General features: G+C 60.4%; 16 protein-coding genes. 5 read left to right on the forward strand and 11 right to left on the reverse strand.

Features of this window, described 5'->3' with window-relative positions; translation table 11 throughout:
• Window positions 1–84 precede the first annotated feature (84 nt).
• Window positions 85–840 carry a COG4705 family protein gene (locus tag ACEN2T_RS12390; RefSeq protein WP_032890866.1) on the forward strand — a complete coding sequence of 252 codons (756 nt, stop codon included), beginning with the start codon at window positions 85–87 and terminating at the stop codon, window positions 838–840.
• A gap of 54 nt (window positions 841–894) precedes the next feature.
• On the opposite strand, the gene ACEN2T_RS12395 is transcribed toward ACEN2T_RS12390, so the two are convergent.
• From ACEN2T_RS12395 to ACEN2T_RS12410, 4 genes are all read right to left on the reverse strand, one after another.
• Window positions 895–2,214, reverse strand: coding sequence for an MFS transporter (locus tag ACEN2T_RS12395; RefSeq protein WP_032890867.1), 1,320 nt, complete (start codon window positions 2,212–2,214; stop codon window positions 895–897).
• Between the two features lie 165 nt (window positions 2,215–2,379).
• A complete protein-coding gene (locus ACEN2T_RS12400; protein ID WP_095185777.1) occupies window positions 2,380–3,714 on the reverse strand; it encodes a sigma-54-dependent transcriptional regulator in 1,335 nt (444 codons plus the stop codon).
• On the reverse strand, window positions 3,708–5,474 hold the full coding sequence (locus ACEN2T_RS12405; RefSeq protein ID WP_032890869.1) for a sensor histidine kinase: 1,767 nt from the start codon (window positions 5,472–5,474) through the stop codon (window positions 3,708–3,710). Before ACEN2T_RS12405 ends, ACEN2T_RS12400 begins: the two co-directional genes overlap by 7 nt.
• 105 nt (window positions 5,475–5,579) lie before the next feature.
• Window positions 5,580–7,103 (reverse strand): fumarate hydratase, encoded by a 1,524-nt coding sequence (locus tag ACEN2T_RS12410; RefSeq protein WP_032890870.1) that lies wholly within the window; start codon window positions 7,101–7,103, stop codon window positions 5,580–5,582.
• 218 nt (window positions 7,104–7,321) lie between these two features.
• Here ACEN2T_RS12410 and ACEN2T_RS12415 point away from each other — a divergent pair, with 218 nt between their 5' ends.
• The gene (locus ACEN2T_RS12415; RefSeq protein WP_442116804.1) at window positions 7,322–8,254 is read left to right on the forward strand and encodes an iron-sulfur-binding ferredoxin reductase; all 933 of its coding nucleotides are present in this window, start codon (window positions 7,322–7,324) and stop codon (window positions 8,252–8,254) included.
• A gap of 30 nt (window positions 8,255–8,284) precedes the next feature.
• Window positions 8,285–9,034, forward strand: coding sequence for an enoyl-CoA hydratase-related protein (locus ACEN2T_RS12420; protein ID WP_286819493.1), 750 nt, complete (start codon window positions 8,285–8,287; stop codon window positions 9,032–9,034).
• A gap of 63 nt (window positions 9,035–9,097) precedes the next feature.
• On the opposite strand, the gene pyk is transcribed toward ACEN2T_RS12420, so the two are convergent.
• A complete protein-coding gene (pyk, locus tag ACEN2T_RS12425; RefSeq protein ID WP_032890873.1) occupies window positions 9,098–10,549 on the reverse strand; it encodes a pyruvate kinase in 1,452 nt (483 codons plus the stop codon).
• Window positions 10,550–10,724: 175 nt separating this feature from the next.
• On the opposite strand from pyk, the gene ACEN2T_RS12430 reads away from it, so the two are divergent.
• Window positions 10,725–11,099 (forward strand): hypothetical protein, encoded by a 375-nt coding sequence (locus ACEN2T_RS12430; RefSeq protein WP_032890874.1) that lies wholly within the window; start codon window positions 10,725–10,727, stop codon window positions 11,097–11,099.
• A gap of 225 nt (window positions 11,100–11,324) precedes the next feature.
• Window positions 11,325–11,684, forward strand: a complete 360-nt coding sequence (locus ACEN2T_RS12435) for a PilZ domain-containing protein (RefSeq protein WP_095185774.1) — start codon at window positions 11,325–11,327, stop codon at window positions 11,682–11,684.
• Between the two features lie 61 nt (window positions 11,685–11,745).
• Here the strand turns inward: ACEN2T_RS12435 and ACEN2T_RS12440 are convergent, their stop codons facing one another.
• Genes ACEN2T_RS12440 through ACEN2T_RS12465 form a run of 6 tightly spaced genes read right to left on the reverse strand, consistent with a single transcriptional unit; the run spans window position 11,746 to window position 18,407 of the window.
• Window positions 11,746–13,077, reverse strand: a complete 1,332-nt coding sequence (locus ACEN2T_RS12440; protein WP_442116805.1) for a DUF58 domain-containing protein — start codon at window positions 13,075–13,077, stop codon at window positions 11,746–11,748.
• Window positions 13,078–13,084: 7 nt separating this feature from the next.
• Entirely contained in the window at window positions 13,085–14,080 is a 996-nt protein-coding gene (locus tag ACEN2T_RS12445; RefSeq protein ID WP_099602757.1) for an AAA family ATPase, read from the reverse strand.
• Window positions 14,077–15,234: a DUF4350 domain-containing protein gene (locus ACEN2T_RS12450; RefSeq protein ID WP_099602758.1), complete on the reverse strand. Its 1,158-nt coding sequence runs from the start codon at window positions 15,232–15,234 to the stop codon at window positions 14,077–14,079. Before ACEN2T_RS12450 ends, ACEN2T_RS12445 begins: the two co-directional genes overlap by 4 nt.
• Window positions 15,231–16,751: a DUF4129 domain-containing protein gene (locus ACEN2T_RS12455; protein ID WP_442116806.1), complete on the reverse strand. Its 1,521-nt coding sequence runs from the start codon at window positions 16,749–16,751 to the stop codon at window positions 15,231–15,233. Before ACEN2T_RS12455 ends, ACEN2T_RS12450 begins: the two co-directional genes overlap by 4 nt.
• Window positions 16,738–17,718, reverse strand: coding sequence for a stage II sporulation protein M (locus ACEN2T_RS12460; RefSeq protein WP_099602760.1), 981 nt, complete (start codon window positions 17,716–17,718; stop codon window positions 16,738–16,740). Before ACEN2T_RS12460 ends, ACEN2T_RS12455 begins: the two co-directional genes overlap by 14 nt.
• Complete coding sequence (locus ACEN2T_RS12465; protein WP_099602761.1) at window positions 17,715–18,407, reverse strand: RDD family protein; 693 nt, start codon at window positions 18,405–18,407, stop codon at window positions 17,715–17,717. Before ACEN2T_RS12465 ends, ACEN2T_RS12460 begins: the two co-directional genes overlap by 4 nt.
• Window positions 18,408–18,526 lie beyond the last annotated feature (119 nt).

Raw genomic sequence — 18,526 nt, forward strand, 5'->3', positions numbered from 1 at the left:
ACAGCGGCCCGTTCAGTCTGCGCACAAGGTCGACACCCCTATAAGTCGGCCATCGAAAGACTGAGCTTCGGAGCCTTCTACCTTATGAATAAACTTCCTCAGATCACCCTGGCGTTCTGGGTCATGAAAATCTGCGCAACCACCTTGGGCGAAACCGCCGGGGACTTGTTGTCGATGACCCTGAATGTCGGTTATGCGATCAGTTCGATGATTTTGATCAGCGTGTTCCTGGTCACCCTGGTGACGCAACTTTGGTCCAAAACCTACAACCCGGTGCTGTACTGGATCGTGATTTTGTCCACCAGCACTGCGGGTACCACGATGTCCGACTTCATGGACCGTACCCTGGGGCTGGGTTACGCCACGGGGTCGATGATCCTGATTGTGATCCTCATGATCATTTTTGCGCTGTGGCACCTCAGCGGTGACTCGCTGAACGTGAACAAGGTGCAGACCTTCCGGGGTGAGTTGTTCTATTGGATGGCGATCCTGTTCTCCAACACACTGGGCACCGCATTGGGCGACTTCCTGGCGGATGATTCGGGTCTCGGCTTCGCCGGTGGTGCCTTGTTGATTGGCTCGACCATCGCTGCGGTGGTGGCGCTCAAGTACTTCACCCAAATCTCGTCGGTGTTGTTGTTCTGGGTGGCGTTTGTGTTGACCCGGCCGTTTGGTGCAACCCTGGGCGACTTCCTGACCAAGCCCCATGAAAAGGGCGGATTGGATTTCGGCACCATTGGATCATCGGCGGTATTGGCGGCGGTGCTGGTGGTGATGATTGCCGGAGCGTCGTATGCGCAGCGGCGGTATGGGCGCAACGAGGTGGCGGAACTGTCCTGATTAACCCAGCGATGTAAAACCAGTGTGGGAGGGGGCTTGCCCCCTCCCACATGTTTAGTCCGTAGTAATCCGCGAATGTTTGCGGGTGTCTTTCATGGTCACGTAGACCATCAGCGACACCGCGATACACGCAGTCACGTACCAGTAGTAGCCGGTTTCCATCCCGATGCTCTTGAACCACAGCGCGATGTATTCAGCTGTACCGCCGAAGATCGACACGGTCAGTGCATACGGCAGGCCCACGCCCAGGGCACGGATTTCGGTCGGGAACAGTTCGGCCTTCACCACCGCGTTGATCGAGGTGTAGCCACTGACGATGATCAGCGCGGCCATGATCAGGAAGAACGCACCCCACCAGGACTGGATGGTGTGCAGGGTGGTGAGGATAGGCACGGTGAACAGGGTGCCGAGGATGCCGAAGGCGATCAGGATCGGACGACGGCCGACCTTGTCGGACAGCCCGCCGATGATGGGCTGCAGGCACATGAACAGAAACAGCGTTGCCGCCGAGATGGTGGTGGAGTCGGAGATGCTCATCCCGACGGTGTTCACCAGATATTTCTGCATGTAGGTGGTGTAGGTGTAGAACGCCAGGGTGCCGCCCATGGTCAGGCCGACCACGGTCATCAGTTCTTTGGGGTGACGCATCAAGGTGCGCATTGCGCTTTCCTTGGCTTTTTCTTTCTTGGTGAAGGACTCGGTTTCTTCCATGCCACGACGCAGGTACAGCGCGACGACTGCGCACAGGGCGCCGATGGCGAACGGGATACGCCAGCCCCACGCGTACAGTTGCTCGGTGGTGAGTACCTGTTGCAGCACGATCAGCACCGCCAGCGCGATGAGCTGGCCGGAGATCAGGGTTACGTACTGGAAACTGGAGTAGAAGCCGCGACGTTCCTTGGTCGCCATCTCGCTGAGGTAGGTGGCGGAGGTGCCGTATTCGCCGCCGACTGATAGCCCCTGCAGCAAACGGGCAAACACCAGCAGGATGGGCGCACCGATACCAATGGATTCATAGCCCGGGCTCAGGGCAATCAGCAGCGAGCCGAAGCACATCAGGTAGACCGAGGCCATCAGGGCTTTTTTACGCCCGACCTTGTCGGCGTACAGGCCCATCAGCCAGCCACCGATCGGGCGCATCAGGAAGCCCACGGCGAAGATCGCGGCGGTGTTGAGCAGTTGGGCGGTGGTGTCGCCTTTCGGGAAGAAGGCTTTGGCGAAGTACAGCGAGAAAGCGGCGTAGACGTACCAGTCGTACCACTCGACCATGTTGCCGACCGATCCGCTGAAGATCGATTTGATGCGGCTGGAGGTGGTGCGTTCTTTTGCCGGCGCTGCCGCCGACCCCAGAGGCAGGGAGTTGGAGTTATCCATTGAAGGATCCTTCATCTAGTTGTTTTTATGGAGCGGCGCGAGCGCTGCCTGGCTGGGCTATAGCAGGAGCTGTGCCAGGTAGATGAAGGCCCGATCTAGAAGGGGTTGCAGATTTTTTTGAGCGGAAACTTGCTGAAGATTCGGGGCCAATGAGCGGAAATCCGCTCATTCGTCCTTGAGGAACATGTCCCGTGCAAGGCCATGGCGCTGCATCTTTTCATTGAACGTCCGGCGGGGCAGTTGCAGCTCCGTCAATACCGCCTTGATATCGCCCTTGTGCCGGGTCAAGGCGGCCTTCAGGCAATGGGCTTCGAAGGCTTCCTGCTGCGCAGCCAGTGATTGCCCGGCCTCGATGCCCTCCGGCTCCGGCTCGCCAAGGCCTAATACCTGGCGCTCGGCGACGTTGGCCAGTTCACGCACATTGCCGGGCCAGTCGTGGCTGAGCAGGCGCCCCAAGGCTGGGCCGCTCAACGGCTCGGGCGTGCGGCCTAAGCGTTCGGCAGCGCTGTGGGCAAAGTGCTCGTACAGCAGCGGAATATCTTCACGACGCTCGCGCAAGGGCGGCAGGCGCAATTGTGCAACGGTGAGGCGATAGGCCAAGTCTTCGCGAAAGCGTCCGGCGCGGGCCTCTTCAAGCAGGTCAGGCTTGGTCGCGGCAATGATGCGCAAGTCCACATGGATGCTCTGGTTGGAGCCCAGTCGTTCCAGTTTCTGCTCTTGCAATACCCGCAACAGTTTCACTTGTTGGGCCAAGGGCATGCTTTCGATTTCATCCAGGAACAGCGTGCCGCCGTGAGCGTACTCCAGCTTGCCGATGCGCTTGCCCTGGGCGCCGGTGAACGCGCCGCTTTCGTGGCCAAACAACTCGGCTTCAAACAACTGCTCGGGAATTGCCGCGCAATTGAGCGCCACAAACGGCTTCTTGGCCCGCGGGCCGAAATCATGCAGGCAGCGCGCGACCAGTTCTTTACCGCTGCCGGTCTCGCCACGGATCAACACGTTGACCGGCAAGCTGGCCAAGTCGAGCACCTGGCGGCGCAGGTTCTGCAACCCGCGGGACACGCCGAGCAGGCTGGATTCAAGCTGCGAGCGGTGATCGGCCTGTTGATGCAGGCGACGGTTTTCCAGGATCAGCCCGCGTTTGTCCAATGCACGTCGCAGGCTGTTGAGCAGGGCCTCGGGGCTGAAGGGTTTTTCCAGAAAATCGTAGGCGCCGTCGCGCATGGCTTCGACGGCCATCGGCACGTCGCCGTGACCAGTGAGCAATATCACCGGCAAGTCGGCGTCGCGGCGCTGTACTTCGGCGAGCAATTCCAGGCCGCTGAGACCAGGCATGCGCACGTCGCTCAGGATCACACCGGGAAAGTCTTTGGGCAGGTGCGCCAGGCATTCCTCGGCGCGGCTGAACAACTGCACCTCAAACCCTGAGAGGCTCAACCACTGCTCCACGGCCGTGCGAATGCTGGCTTCGTCATCGACTACAATCACCGCATTCAGCATAGGTCCGGCGTCTCCAGCGCGATGGGCAAGGTCAGGGTGAAAGTAGCGCCGTCGCCCTGGTTATCGGCGATCAGGCGTCCGCCCAGTTCGTGCACGATAGCGAAGGACACCGCCAGCCCTAAACCGAGGCCGTCACCCACCGGCTTGGTGGTGAAGAACGGATCGAACACGTTGTTCAGGTGTTCTTCGGGGATCCCGCCGCCGCTGTCGCTGACGGTCAAAAGCCAAAGCTGTTGGTCGGCGTGCAGGCGGATCTCAAGGCGCTTGCGCGGTTTGTCGGCCATGGCGTCGAGGGCGTTGCGCAGCAGGTTGATCAGTACTTGTTCCAGGCGGATGGCATCGCCGCGCACCCAAGCCGGGCGTGTCAGGTCCAGCACGACGCCAATGGCTTCATCGCGCAGGCGCGCGTCGAGCAGATGCAGGGACTGGTCGACCACCGTGGCCAGGTCCAGGCGTTCGCGCAGGCCACTAGGACTTTTGCGCGCGAAGGTCTTGAGATGGCCGGTGAGTGCGGCCATGCGCGTGAGCATGTCGTCCAGCGGCGTGAGCGCCTTGTAGGCGTCGTCCACACGGCCGTGATCCAGCAACAGGCGCAGGGTAGCAAGCTGCATGCGCTGGGCCGTGAGTGGCTGGTTGATTTCGTGGGCGAGGGCGGCGGACATCTGCCCCAGCGCCGCCAGCTTGGCTGATTGCACCAAACCATCCTGGGCGGTGCGCAGGGCCTGGGTGCGTTCTTCCACCAGTTGCTCCAGCTCTTCACGGCTGCGCTGGCGCAAGCGGGCCAGGCGCCAGCGTTGGCTCAGGAACAGCGCGAGGAACACCAGCGCCAGCCAGGAACCGGCGGCGGCCAGTCCCGCGTTGCGTTGGTCTTCAAAAGGAAATTGCGGTTTGCGCAGCAGGTGCAGGGTCCAGCCTTCTGCCTTCAATGGCAGGGATTCCCAGATGTATTGGGCGCTGCCGTCGGGGCCGTTGACGCGCATCAGGTGACTGTTTTCGTCGAAGCGCTGCAGGGTGTCGGTTTCCAGCGCCAGCAGTTGTTTCTTGTCGTACTGGCGGGTGGCCTTGAGCTCAGCGAGGTCATTGGCCGATAGCGGCCGCAGGTTCCGATAGCGCCAGCCAGGCTGGTTGGCAATGAACACGATGCCACGCGCATCGCTGACCAGCAGCAAGTCATTCCCCTGGGCCCATTCTTGCTCAAGCTCAGGGAACTCCAGCTTCACCACCATGGCGCCAAGGAACTGCTCGTGTTCATCGAGCACCGCGCTGGAAAGGAAGTAACCCGGAATCCCGGTGGTCACTCCCACCGCGTAAAAGCGCCCGGTGCCCTGGCTTTTGGTCTGGCTGAAATACGGCCGAAATGCATAGTTGTGCCCGACGTAACTGCTCGGCAGCGCCCAGTTGCTGGCAGCCACGGCCAGGCCGGTGCGGTCCATCAATTCCAGGGTGGACGACTGCGCGGCGCCGTTGATGCGTTCGAGCTTGCGGTTAAGCGCGTCCTGGGTAGCGGTGTCCAACGGGCCTTTTAACGCGCTGATCATTTCCGAGTCCAGTGCGAGCACGGCGGGCAGGGCGCGGTAGCGTTCGATCAGGGTGTGCAGCGAGTTGGCATATAACGCGAGCTGTTGGTTGGCGCGGGCGGCCTCATCCACGAGGGCCTGGCGTTCGGCCTGGCGCGTGGCCAATGCGGCGGCCAGCACCGCACCAGCGATGATCAACAGGGCGTAGAAGGTCAGGCGCAGGGGGCGAGGGATCGCGATCATACGGTGATGAGTAGGCACGGTAAGGGGCAAGCACCATACCACGCGCCATAAAAAAGGCGACTGGGCCATGGGGCCGCAGTCGCCTTTATCCTTGAGGGAAAGTGCTTACTGCACTTCTACCGCCAGGCTTTCACTGATCTTTTGCTGCCAGATGGCAGGACCGGTGATGTGCACGGATTCGCCTTTGCTATCGACTGCAACGGTGACCGGCATGTCTTTGACGTCGAACTCGTAGATCGCTTCCATACCCAGTTCCGCGAACGCGACAACCCGCGACTTCTTGATAGCTTGCGCCACCAGGTAAGCGGCGCCGCCCACGGCCATCAGGTACACGGCCTTGTGGTCCTTGATCGCGTCGATGGCGGTCGGGCCGCGCTCGGATTTGCCGATCATGCCCAAAAGGCCGGTTTGCTCAAGGATCTGACGGGTGAACTTGTCCATCCGCGTCGCGGTGGTCGGGCCAGCCGGGCCAACCACTTCTTCGCGCACCGGATCAACCGGGCCGACGTAGTAGATGAAGCGACCCTTGAGGTCTACCGGCAGGGTTTCGCCCTTGTTCAGCATCTCGACCATGCGCTTGTGCGCAGCGTCGCGGCCAGTGAGCATCTTGCCGTTGAGCAACACGGTTTCGCCCGGTTTCCAGCTCTGGACTTCTTCCGGGGTCAGGGTGTCGAGGTTGACGCGACGAGCCGACGGGCCGGCTTCCCAGACGATTTCCGGGTAGGCGTCCAGCGGTGGCGCTTCCAGCGACGCCGGGCCCGAGCCGTCGAGCACAAAGTGCGCGTGACGGGTGGCGGCGCAGTTGGGGATCATGCACACCGGCAGGGAGGCGGCGTGGGTCGGGTAGTCCATGATCTTCACGTCGAGCACGGTGGTCAGGCCACCCAGGCCCTGAGCGCCAATGCCCAGTTGGTTGACCTTCTCGAACAGCTCCAGGCGCATCTCTTCGATACGGTTGGACGGGCCGCGCTTTTTCAGCTCGTGGATGTCGATGGACTCCATCAACACTTCTTTGGCCATCACTGCGGCTTTCTCGGCGGTGCCGCCGATGCCGATGCCGAGCATCCCCGGTGGGCACCAGCCGGCGCCCATGGTCGGAACAGTCTTGAGCACCCAGTCGACGATCGAGTCGGACGGGTTGAGCATGGCCATTTTTGATTTGTTCTCGGAACCACCACCTTTGGCCGCCACGTCCACTTCCACGGTGTTACCCGGGACGATGGAGTAGTGGATCACGGCCGGGGTGTTGTCCTTGGTGTTTTTACGTGCACCGGCCGGGTCGGCCAGGATGGATGCGCGCAGGACGTTTTCCGGCAGATTGTAGGCGCGACGCACGCCTTCGTTGATCATGTCGTCCAGGCCCATGGTGGCGCCATCCCAACGTACGTCCATGCCCACGCGCACGAACACGGTGACGATACCGGTGTCCTGGCAGATCGGGCGATGGCCGGTGGCGCACATGCGCGAGTTGATCAGGATCTGCGCCATGGAGTCACGGGCTGCCGGCGATTCTTCGCGCAGGTAGGCCTCGTGCATCGCCTGGATGAAGTCAACGGGGTGGTAGTAGGAAATGAATTGCAGGGCGTCGGCAACGCTCTGAATCAGGTCGTCTTGCTTGATCACGGTCATGAGTCGCGCTCCTCTATAAGGGAACATTCAATAAAGGTGAACTCAGTGGGGTACATCGGTCGGCTGAGCCCACCTTTCCAAGGCACGCCAAAGTGGTGCAGGCGCGACGCTAAAAAGGCGCGGCAGTATAACCCGACGCGGTGGCCGATACACCCGACTATGGTCAAACTGTCGCAGGCATGATTCCCTGTGCGCGTCCCCTGTAATTGAGTCCTTATATGCCTGAACTGTACGTCGGCGAACGCCATTGGTCGGTAACTGCCGGCAGCAATCTGCTGGATGCCTTGAACCAGGCGGGTGTGGCCGTGCCCTACAGTTGCCGGGCGGGCAGTTGCCATGCGTGTTTGGTGCGCTGCCGGGGCGAGGTCGAGGACAAGCAGCCCGATGCCCTGAGCCCCGCGCAACGCCAGGACGGTTGGCGGTTGGCCTGCCAGTGCCAAGTGACGGGCGATCTGCAGGTCGAGGCGTTTGACCCGCTGCGTGACGGTTTGGCCGCCCTGGTGGTGGGTGCTGATTGGCTGAACTCGAATGTAGTGCGCCTGCGCCTGCAACCTGAGCGCGGTCTCCGTTATCGGGCTGGACAGCACCTGGTGCTGTGGGCAGGGCACGTCGCGCGGCCTTACTCCTTGGCGAGCCTGCCCCAGGAAGATGCATTTCTGGAGTTTCATATCGATTGCCGGCAGCCCGGTGAATTCAGTGATCTTGCCCGGCAGTTGAAGGTCGGCGATCACCTGCGCCTGGGCGAGCTACGCGGCGGCGCTTTGCAATACGATCCCGACTGGCAATCCCGGCCGCTTTGGCTGCTTGCCTCCGGCACTGGCCTCGGCCCGTTGTGGGGCGTATTGCGCGAGGCTTTGCGCCAGGATCACCAAGGCGCCATTCGTGTGATTCACCTGGCCCATGATGCCGACGGCCATTATCTGGCTGAACCCCTGATAGCGCTGGGTGCACGTCATCCGAACCTTACGGTGGAACTGTGGACCGCGGCCGAGTCGGCCCAGGCATTGGCGCAACTGCGGCTTGTTTCCCGGCAAACGCTCGCCTTACTCTGCGGACACCCCGCCAGTGTCGAGGCGTTTTCCAAGCGCCTGTTTCTGGCGGGACTGCCGCGTAATCAACTGCTGGCCGATGTGTTCCTGCCCCGTGGTTGAGCGCTGAACTCTACAGCCGCGAGACTCACCATGACCGACGCCATCCTGCTGCACCGCGAGCGCGGGTTGCTGACCCTGCAGCTCAACCGCCCGGATAAGAGAAACGCCCTGACCCGCGCCATGTACACGCAACTGGCCGAGGCGCTGGAGCAGGCGGATGCCGACTCAGCGATCAACGCCGTGCTGATCCAGGGCAGCAGCGAGTGTTTTACCGCCGGTAATGACATCGGCGATTTTCTTGAACAGCCGCCCAGTGATCTCGACAGCCCAGCGTTTCATTTTATGAAAAGCCTACTCAACTGCCGTAAGCCGGTGATCGCGGCAGTGGCGGGAGTCGCGGTGGGGATTGGCACAACCCTCCTGCTGCACTGTGACCTTGTTTACATCAGTCGTGATGCGCGCTTGCGTATGCCGTTCGTCAACCTGGGGCTGTGCCCGGAGTTTGGTTCGAGCCTGATCCTGCCGCGTTTGCTTGGGCATGCGAAGGCAGCTGAACTTTTGCTGTTGGGCGAGGGATTTACCGGGGAGCAGGCTGCCGCCTGGGGCATCGCCACTGAGGCGTTGGGCAGTGGTGAAGCGGCGTTGGCCAAGGCGCGGGAAATGGCTGAGCGTTTTGAAATCCTGGCGCCGGGGGCGGTGCAGGTGACCAAGCAATTGATGAAAAGTGTGGACCGTGATCAGTTACGCCAGGTCATCGAGGAGGAGGGCGCGTTGTTCGTCCAGCGCTTGAAGTCACCGGAGGCGATTGCGGCGTTATCGGGGTTTATCGCAAAACGCTAACCCACATGAAAAGCAAAAAAACCCGCCATTCGCATGGCAGGGTTTTTGTTTTCAGCGTGTCACTTAGACCATTGGGTCGCCAACGTGCAGGATCTTCATGCCGTTGGTGCCGCCGATGGTGTGGTAGCTGTCGCCCTTGGTCAGGATGACCCAGTCGCCTTTTTCCACGACGCCACGCTTGATCAGTTCGTCGATGGCCGCTTGGCTGACTTCATGGGGCGGCAACGACGCCGGGTCGAACGGAACGGTGTACACGCCACGGAACATGGCCGCGCGGGCCTGGGTTTCGCGGTGAGGGGAGAACGCGTAGATCGGAACCGAGGAACGAATGCGCGACATGATCAACGGCGTGTAGCCACTTTCGGTCAAGGCGATGATCGCTTTGACGCCCGGGAAGTGGTTGGCGGTGTACATGGCTGCCAGGGCGATGCTCTGGTCGCAGCTTTCGAAGACCTTGCCGATACGATGGCTGGAGGTCTTGCTGGTCGGGTGCTTTTCGGCGCCGACACAGATGCGCGCCATGGCCTGCACAGCTTCCAGCGGGTACGGGCCGGCGGCACTTTCAGCCGAGAGCATCACGGCGTCGGTGTAGTCGAGCACGGCGTTGGCCACGTCGGATACTTCGGCGCGGGTCGGCATCGGGTTTTGGATCATCGACTCCATCATCTGGGTCGCGACGATCACCGCTTTGTTGTGGCGGCGTGCGTGCAGGATGATCTTCTTCTGGATACCGATCAGCTCGGCGTCACCGATTTCCACACCCAGGTCACCACGGGCAACCATCACGGCGTCGGACGCTTTGATCAGACCGTCGAGAGTTTCGTCGTCGGCCACGGCTTCGGCGCGTTCGATCTTCGCCACCAACCAGGCAGTACCGCCGGCTTCGTCGCGCAGTTTGCGGGCGTATTCCATATCAGCGGCGTCGCGCGGAAAGGACACGGCCAGGTAGTCCACTTCCATTTCAGCAGCGAGCTTGATATCGGCCTTGTCTTTTTCAGTCAGGGCCGGGGCAGTCAGGCCACCGCCGCGACGATTGATGCCTTTGTGATCGGACAGCGGACCGCCAATGATCACGGTGCAGTTCAGTTCGGTCGGGGTGGCGGTGTCGACACGCATTACCACGCGGCCGTCATCCAGCAGCAACTCGTCACCGACGCCGCAGTCCTTGACGAGGTCCGGGTAGTCGATACCCACGACGTCCTGGTTACCTTCGGTCAGCGGGTGGCTGGTGGAGAAGGTGAATTTGTCACCGATCTTCAGCTCGATACGCTTGTTGGTGAACTTGGCAATACGGATTTTCGGGCCTTGCAGGTCACCCAGCAGTGCGACGAAGCGGCCGTGCTTGGCGGCCAGGTCACGCACCAGCTTGGCGCGAGCCTTGTGCTCGTCCGGGGTGCCGTGGGAGAAGTTCAGACGGGCAACGTCCAAACCAGCCAGAATCAGCTGTTCGAGGACTTCCGGCGAGTTACTGGCCGGGCCAAGGGTGGCGACGATTTTGGTACGACGGACGGACATGCACAGACTCCTGAGTTCAAGCGCTGAGGAAGGCTACTATGCTCTTTGGTTGTAGTCATTGTTCGTTTGCACTACTTATCGCCGATTCACTTGTTTTCGCGCCGATTGAATAGATGAACATCTTTGAAGATTTTGGACGAGGGGTCGATACACTGCACAAGACAGGAGAACCTTCATGCGAATTTTGCTCATTGCTGCCCTGGCCGTCAGTGTTGTCGGCTGCACCCGCTGGTCGATGGACCACCATTTGAACAACGCCTACCGCGCTTACAAGGTCGGTGACTGCGAGCGTGTCACCTTGGAATTGTCCCAGGTCGACCGCGAGAGCCGCACCCGGCGTTATGTACAGCCAGAGGTCTCGATGTTGCGCGGGCAATGTCTGGAACGACAGAAACTGTTTGTCGACGCGGTGCAAACCTACCAATTCATCATTAATCAGTACCCGTCGAGCGAATACGCCTACCGAGCACGCGCAAGGTTGGACACCCTGCAACAACTGGGTCACTACCGCGGCGTGAGTGTTGCACAGCCGCGTCCAGCCTCACTGTGATGAGATTCGCCACTTTATAACTGGCCTCTTGCCAGTCTTGGGCTATTCTTTGGATGTCCGTTTGTATAGGTTTCTATTCAAATGGAGGCAGGGCCCGGATTCGGCAGCTGTCTAGTGACAGAGCGTTGTCTTTTGTCATACCGAGATCCAGGGAGAGCGAGCAATTACGCTCGTTCCGAATCACTGGACCGGCCACAACCATGGCCACTGCATGGCGATCTCACCATGTTTACCGACCGACGGATTGAGCGGCATCAACTACGTTATTTCCTCCAGGTGTTTAACCGTGTTACCGACAAGCCCATCGGCTATTTGGGCAACGTCTCTTGCGACGGGCTGATGTTGATCAGCGAGTTGCCCATGATGGTCGATGCTGATTTCGAGCTGCGCCTGAAAATTCCCGGGGCTGACGACACCTTCCATGCCGTTGACCTCACGGCAACCTGCCTGTGGAGCCGTGAAGATATCAACCCGCAGCGTTACGACTCCGGGTTCAGCGTGCTTCAGGCTCCAGCGGAATATGGGCAACTGATCAAGTTGTTGTTGCGGTATTTCAGCTTTGACTCATTGCAGGCTTCAGCCTAAGAAGCAGCGAGTGGTCGACGCGGCTGGGGTGTTGCTGTCCAGCCGTAGTCGTACGCTTTTTTCAGAACACTCCCGCTTTCTTCCAATCCAGATAGCGTGTCACCAAGGCTGCTCCCATGTCTGATGGCAACGTATCCAACACCGACAGGCCGTGGGCGTTCAAGCGGTCGTGCAGTTCATTCCGGGTATTGAGGTAGTCGACAGTGCCGCTGTAGGCCAGGGCTTCGGGCAAGGTTTGCACAGGGGACTGGCGCAGTAGATCGAGCACTTCCTCTCGCATGCTGGCTACCATTACCCGATGTTGGCGACTGATGCGCTTGACGGCGCAGAGTAGCGCTTCATCGTCCTCGTCTCGCAGATTACTGACCACAATCACCAATGCCCGACGCTTTTGCCTAGAGAGCAGTTGACTGGCCGCCGCCTCGTAGTCGGCAGTTCGACGAGTGGTGTCCAGGTCATATACCGCATTGAGCAGCAGGTTCAACTGACTGCTCCCTTTGACAGGCGCCAAGTAGCGTGGCTGGTCAGAAGCAAAGGTGCACAACCCCACGGCATCGCCCTGGCGCAAGGCCACGTAACTGAGCAGCAGGCAGGCATTGAGTGCGTGGTCGAAATGGGACAGCTCATCATCCTGGCTGCGCATGCGTCGGCCGCAATCGAGCATGAACACGATCTGCTGGTCGCGCTCGTCCTGATACTCCCTTGCGATGGGGATACGTTGCCGCGCCGTGGCTTTCCAGTCGATCTGCCGCAGGCTGTCGCCCTCACGAAACTCGCGCAGCTGATGAAACTCCAGCCCCAAACCGCGACGCTGACGTTGACGCACTCCCAGTTGACTCAACCAGTTATCCACCCCCAGCAGTTGTGCCCCGTACAGGCGAGCGAAGTCTGGGTAGACGCGGGTGGCATCCTCGACTTCGATGAAGCGCCTGGCGGACCAGAGCCCCAATGGGCTGGGCAGATGGATTTCGCAGCGGCTGAACGTAAAATGCCCTCGCCGCAGGGGCCGCAGGCGATAGCCCAGTTCACTGCGTGCACCGGGGCGCAACTCAATGGATTGGGGCATGTTCTCCATGCTCAACCCATCGGGGACGTGATCGAACACCTGAACCGTCAGCGCCTGCGAGGAGTCGTGTTCCAGGGCCAGACGTACTTCGCCCCAGCGACCCAGCGCCAGGCTGCCGGGCATATGCCGATGCACACGAGGCGACGGTCGACGGCGCAGTCGCGCGGCGTCCAGCAAGGCCAGCAGCAACAGCGCCAGGAGCAAGCCCCACGCCACCGAGTGCAAGGTGGCGGGCACCTTGAACTGCAAGGCGGTTGCAGTGCCTAGCAGGATGCTCAAGCCCAGCAGTACGCCAAGCCAAACTGATAACAGGCGGGTCGGTTTCATGGGCGATTCATTGCCGGGGAGCTGCAATCTGGTCGAGTAACTGTTTGAGTACCTGGTCGACCTCCAGCCCGTCGATGTCCAGTTCTGCCGCTATACGTACGCGATGACGGAGTACTGCAAGAGCGCAGCTCTTGACGTCATCCGGCGTAACGAACTGGCCCCCGCGCAACAATGCTCGAGCGCGGGCGCCGCGGATCAGTGCGATGGAAGCTCGCGGGCCTGCGCCGATGGCGAGACCTGGCCAACTGCGGGTGGCTCGTGCCAGGCGCACGGCATAGTCGAGTACGTGTTCATCCAGGGCTAGCTCACTGGCGATCTGTTGCAGTTGCAGCACATCTTCGGCCTGTAGCACGGTGCGCAACGGTTGCACATCCAGCATGTCGGCCCGTGAAGAGCGTGTCACTTCGCGCACCATATCCAGTTCCTGCTGCGCGTCGGGATAGTCCATGCGTACCTTGAGCATGAACCGGTCCAGCTCGGCTTCTGGCAGGGGGTAGGTGCCTTCCTGCTCGATAGGGTTCTGGGTGGCCAGCACCATGAAGGGTTGCCCGATGGGCAGCGCTTCACCTTCGAGGGTTACTTGTCGTTCCTGCATGGCTTCGAGCAGGGCGGCCTGGGTCTTGGCCGGGGCGCGGTTGATTTCGTCGGCCAGCAGCAGGTGGGTGAATACCGGTCCCTTGCGCAGCTTGAATTGCTCGGTGTGCAGATCGTACACGGCATGGCCAGTGACATCGCTGGGCATCAGGTCAGGGGTGAACTGAATCCGCGCGAAGTCGCCGTCAAAGCAGCGGGCCAAGGCGCGTACCAGCAAGGTCTTGCCCAGCCCGGGTACACCTTCAAGCAATACGTGGCCGCCGGCGATCAGTGCAGTCAGCACATCATCGATCACCTGATCCTGCCCGATCACCGCCTTGCGCAGTTCCATGCGCAAGGCCTGGGCTTGCTGGCTGGCGTGCTGTAAGGCTTCACCGGACAGGGTGTTAGCGCTGGGAAATTCGCTCATAGGGCATTCCTGAGAGTTTGCAGGCATGCCACCTGCCGGCTGAAATCGGCGCTGGAAAGCCGTTTTGCCGGGAGTGGGCCGAGGGCCTGGCTGATGACGTGAGAGGGTTGGCGCGTAAGGTGTTCCAGTACCCGCCATTGTTCTGAGTTGTCGAGATGTTCGAAGCCTGGATGGCGGCGTCGGGCCGCACGTAGGATGTCGTGCTGCAAAGCCTTCAGTAGCGTGCCTTGGCCGCTGCGGCGCAGCAGGAAGTCGGCGCTGGCTTTCAGGTGTTCGTGCAACTGCCGGCGCGCCTTCGAGGCGGGGGCTTGGATCGGGCCCTGGCGCATACCCGCCTGCCAGAGTACGAGGGTTATCAGCGCAATGAGTGCTACCACCGCCTGGGGGAAATATCGCAACAGCAGGGTGAACAGATCATCCACGTCGCTGTTGAACAACAAAGTCACGGCAGTCCCCTGGTTCAGGTGCCACAGCAGCCAGGCATTGTCGTGTTTGCCGATATCGGGTGTTTTCCACAATTCGCTGTCGGTGATTACCGTAACGCGGCCTTGCCCGAGGTTAAGTTGCATCAGGTGGCTAGACCTGGCGCTATTGGCTGAAAATTGTGCCATGTGCTTGGGGTCGATGAGGTTGAAGTCAGTGTCGAAGCTGAAGTAGGCCGGAGCGGTGTCATTGTCGACATAGAGCTTGGTCAGGTCTGGCGTTTTGTTTTTACGGGCCGGTGCGGGTTCTTCGGGGTCGTCACTCAGCGTCTGGTGGATATGCAGGCGATCTAGCAACAGGTCGCCGCTCTTGCCGGTCTCTTCATCCCACAGCGCTTCGGCCACTAACAATAGATGTCCGCCGGATTTGGCCCAATCCAGCAGTTGCCCTACCTGGCGTGGCGACATGTTGCTACGTTCGCCCAGTAACAACAGGCTATTGCCGGCGGCGGGCAGGGTGGCCAAGCGTTCGAGGCTATTGGCATGTGCCACGGCCAGGCCTTGCTGGCGCAGAAAATATTCGGCAGCCAGATAGGGGTTGGCAAGGGCTTCCGGGGCGGGGCCACGGTCCACCACTTTTTCATAGGGGGTCGCTTTGCTCCAGGCGTAAAATCCGCCCGCAGTAAGCAGGCATGCCAGGAGCAACCCTATCCCTAATAAAAAACGGTTCATCGGGCGCCCTCCGAGCTGAACAGGGCACGCCAATCGCTGCATAATTTTTGCTGGGCTGAGGCGGGTGGGAGTTGATGGCCGTAGGCTAGGTTTTGCCAGTGCCGAGTCAACTCTTCACTGAACGCCAGCAGTTGCGGTTGCTGCAGCAGGTAAACGCGTTGCAGCACCTGGCCTTCAGTGTCGGCGTTTTTAAGTGGCAGGTTGAAGTCATGCAACAAGCGGCTCAGAAGACCACGATACAAAAGACCCAGGGCTTCCCGTGGTTGGCTAGGCCAGAGTTGTTCTGCAGTGCTGGCGATATCCGTGGGCAAGGTCTCGGTGCCCAATTCGAGGCCGAAAAGTTGTGCGGGCACTGGCCTGGCTGCTTTGGGGCCGCGTGGTCCGCGCCGGGTGACAAAGGTGCGTAGCCAGTCACGATAGCGCCACACCAACAGGGCCAGGCCGCCGATAAGTACGCTCCACAGCAGCACTTCCAGGCCTTGGGCCACATGCTTGAAAGTATCGCTGTTGAGGTTATCCAAGAGTGTCTGCAGCCACGCCGGAAGTTTGCCGTCACCGTGTGCCTTGTTTTTAACGGCGGGCTTTTCCTCACCAAAGCGATAGCGGGTGACGGTTTCCGGGTTTTTGAACGGGGGCTTTTCCAGCAGCGAATGGATTGACTGGCTTGCGCTTTCAGGGCTCAGCGGTTTGCTTTCATCAGCCATGGCGGGTGGGGTGTATGGCAGTAATGTCAGCCCTAACGCCAGTAATAAAAGTGACGCCACATTGCTCAGGCGCTGGCGTAGGCGGCGGAATACCAGTTCCAGGTCCCAGGCTTCCAGCACGGTGCGACGATTGAGATAAAGGCTGAAGCCACAGGCGACATAGACGGGCTCCCAAAACACCAGAATCAAGGCGTAGAACGCGTTGCCCAGATGCTCCAGCCACACCGCTTCGGAGCCGGTCGCCAGCGCCAACCGCTGCCAATCCCAATCCAGTTCAAGTTGTTGCGGGATGAGTAGATAGAACAGCGCCATGCAGCCAAACCATAGGCCGATTTCCAGGTGCACCCCGACAGTGGTTAACCAGCGAGCGGCGCCGGCGTTGCGCTGCAGCAGTACACCCAGGCGTTGCTGACGCGCCTGGCCGTCCATGCCTTCAAGCTGACTGACCGGCATCACAAAACTGCGGCTGAGGCTGAGTCTGCGCCAGGTCAGGCTGGCCAGCAGTTGGCTGTTAAGCAGTTTTGGCCATTGGCGCACAGCCTGCTTGAGGCTAGGCGCTTCGCCGAACAGGGCTGTGGAGAGGATATATAAAGGTAAGCGGTCGAAAGCCGGTTTCAACCACCAGAACAGGAACATGGCCATGGAGGGGTAATTCCATAGCAGTGCGGTGAGCAACGCAAAAACCGGAAGGGTCACCAGCGCCCAGCTCCCCATCAACAGCAAGCGATGTTCCTGGGCCATTAATACGCCAAGATCCATGGCCTCCCAGGCGGTGCGTGGGCGAATCACTACGCTGGCATCACTCAGAGGCATGGCGAGCCCTTCCGGCAAAGGTCAGGTAAGCGCCCACCAACAGCCACAGTGCAGCGCCCACCAGGTATTTGATCCAAGGGGCTACCTGGGTGGTGGAAGACCAGTAGGCTTCGATAAAGGCTGCGATCAGTAGAAACACCATGACGCCGCACAGGAGTTGCACGCTCTCGCGAGCGGCAAGTCGCAAGGATTCGCTTCGTGTCAGTTGCCCAGGTGCAATCAGCGCCCAGCCCAGTTGCAAGCCTGCGGCGCCAGCGAGGGCGATAGCCGTCAACTCAAAGGCACCATGGCCGATGACAAATGACCAGAAGGTCTGCCCATAGCCGATTTCAGTCAGGTGCCCGGAAATCGCGCCGATGATCAGCCCGTTGAATATCAGGAAAAACACACTGCCCAAGCCGAACAGCAACCCGGCGGCGAATGTCTGGAAGGCGATGCCGATGTTGTGCATCACGTAGTAGCCAAACATCATCCAGTCTTCGCTCGATGCTCGCTCGGCGGCTCGACCCAAGCGGCTGGCATCGGGGTCATACATGCCCTGCATCTCCGCCACTTGCTGGGGGCTGACAATGCTGTAGATCAGGTCGGGAAACAGATAGACCAGCAAGGCAATGCTCAGCAGGCTGCCAAAGAACAGCAGACTGGCAATCAACACGAAGCGCCACTGTTCCCGCACCTGTCGCGGAAAGTCGGCCAGCACAAAGCTCAGCACTTTCGCCGCCAATTGGCTGCGGTGGCGATAGAGTTGTTGATGTCCGCGCAACGCCAGTTGTTGCAGCGGGTCCACCAGGTAACTGCTGTAACCGCGCTCCTGGGCCAGGGCCAGGTGCTGGCATAGACGCCGGTATTGGTGAGGGAAATCGGCCATGTCACCGGCCTTGGCCTTGCCTTGTTCCAACTGTTTCAGTTGTTCGGCAAAGGCTTGCCATTGCGGTTGGTAACGGCTTTCGAAGAGGCTCTGTTTCATGTTGGCCCCAACAGGCCACGGGCCAAGCCATTGAGTTGCTCCACGGCACGGGCGGGGGAGACTTGAAGCGGCGTTGCGAGGATGGAAGCGAGTTCGTGTACCCGCTCGGCGGAGAGTTCGCCTTGGCGTTCCGCGAAACCCAGGATCGCCCGCTGTTCACTCAGGTCCAGGGCAAACGGTAAGCGCAGTGCTACAGCTTGAGGCACCTGGGGGCGTTTCAGGGGCTGTTCTCGGTAGATCACCAGGGTGCCGGCGGCCAGGTCACCAAGGCGTTTGAAGTGAGGGTGTTGCAGGCAACTGATCGCGCCAAGAAAGTAGCCGAACGGCAGCATGTCGACAAACCGCAGCAGGTTGCGGATCAGCGAGGCTGACCAACTGATGGGCGTGCCGTCGTCCTGCACGACCCGCAAGCCCATAACCTGTTTACCCGGTGAGCAGCCCTGATTGAGCACCTCGAACAGCACCATGTACCACCAACTGACCAGGAACAGCAGCAGCGAGCCCAGGCCGATACCAATATTGCCGAGCAGGGCCAGTGGCACCAGAAGTACGCCCATTATCACTGCGCGGGCGACGAGGTCGAAGGCAAATGCCAGCGCCCGTGGCACCAAGCCGGCGGGGCGCAGTGGCAGGTCGATTCCTTCTGGGGTCTCGATCTGGTAGCGGGTATCCAATGGGATTGATGGCATCGCGATCCTTGGCAGTGCAGAGCGGCTGGGTGGCACGGATGCTAACAGCGTCGGCGATGGAAGCAACTATTCAAGGTTTTGCTGGATGTTTGTACAGGTTATTTGGTGCTGGCCCCGAA

Source organism: Pseudomonas sp. W22_MBD1_FP4, from assembly GCF_052113765.1.
GTDB lineage: Bacteria > Pseudomonadota > Gammaproteobacteria > Pseudomonadales > Pseudomonadaceae > Aquipseudomonas > Aquipseudomonas sivasensis.

Excerpts from the sequence above, each read along its gene's own strand:
- ACEN2T_RS12395 (WP_032890867.1), bottom strand. The coding sequence starts at position 2,214 with ATGGATAACTCCAACTCCCTGCCTCTGGGGTCGGCGGCAGCGCCGGCA.
- ACEN2T_RS12455 (WP_442116806.1), bottom strand. The coding sequence starts at position 16,751 with ATGCCTCTGAGTGATGCCAGCGTAGTGATTCGCCCACGCACCGCCTGG.
- ACEN2T_RS12465 (WP_099602761.1), bottom strand. The coding sequence starts at position 18,407 with ATGCCATCAATCCCATTGGATACCCGCTACCAGATCGAGACCCCAGAA.
- ACEN2T_RS12415 (WP_442116804.1), top strand. The coding sequence starts at position 7,322 with ATGCCTGAACTGTACGTCGGCGAACGCCATTGGTCGGTAACTGCCGGC.
- pyk (WP_032890873.1), bottom strand. The coding sequence starts at position 10,549 with ATGTCCGTCCGTCGTACCAAAATCGTCGCCACCCTTGGCCCGGCCAGT.
- ACEN2T_RS12435 (WP_095185774.1), top strand. The coding sequence starts at position 11,325 with ATGTTTACCGACCGACGGATTGAGCGGCATCAACTACGTTATTTCCTC.
- ACEN2T_RS12440 (WP_442116805.1), bottom strand. The coding sequence starts at position 13,077 with ATGAAACCGACCCGCCTGTTATCAGTTTGGCTTGGCGTACTGCTGGGC.
- ACEN2T_RS12405 (WP_032890869.1), bottom strand. The coding sequence starts at position 5,474 with ATGATCGCGATCCCTCGCCCCCTGCGCCTGACCTTCTACGCCCTGTTG.
- ACEN2T_RS12420 (WP_286819493.1), top strand. The coding sequence starts at position 8,285 with ATGACCGACGCCATCCTGCTGCACCGCGAGCGCGGGTTGCTGACCCTG.
- ACEN2T_RS12450 (WP_099602758.1), bottom strand. The coding sequence starts at position 15,234 with ATGAACCGTTTTTTATTAGGGATAGGGTTGCTCCTGGCATGCCTGCTT.
- ACEN2T_RS12430 (WP_032890874.1), top strand. The coding sequence starts at position 10,725 with ATGCGAATTTTGCTCATTGCTGCCCTGGCCGTCAGTGTTGTCGGCTGC.
- ACEN2T_RS12445 (WP_099602757.1), bottom strand. The coding sequence starts at position 14,080 with ATGAGCGAATTTCCCAGCGCTAACACCCTGTCCGGTGAAGCCTTACAG.
- ACEN2T_RS12410 (WP_032890870.1), bottom strand. The coding sequence starts at position 7,103 with ATGACCGTGATCAAGCAAGACGACCTGATTCAGAGCGTTGCCGACGCC.
- ACEN2T_RS12460 (WP_099602760.1), bottom strand. The coding sequence starts at position 17,718 with ATGAAACAGAGCCTCTTCGAAAGCCGTTACCAACCGCAATGGCAAGCC.
- ACEN2T_RS12390 (WP_032890866.1), top strand. The coding sequence starts at position 85 with ATGAATAAACTTCCTCAGATCACCCTGGCGTTCTGGGTCATGAAAATC.
- ACEN2T_RS12400 (WP_095185777.1), bottom strand. The coding sequence starts at position 3,714 with ATGCTGAATGCGGTGATTGTAGTCGATGACGAAGCCAGCATTCGCACG.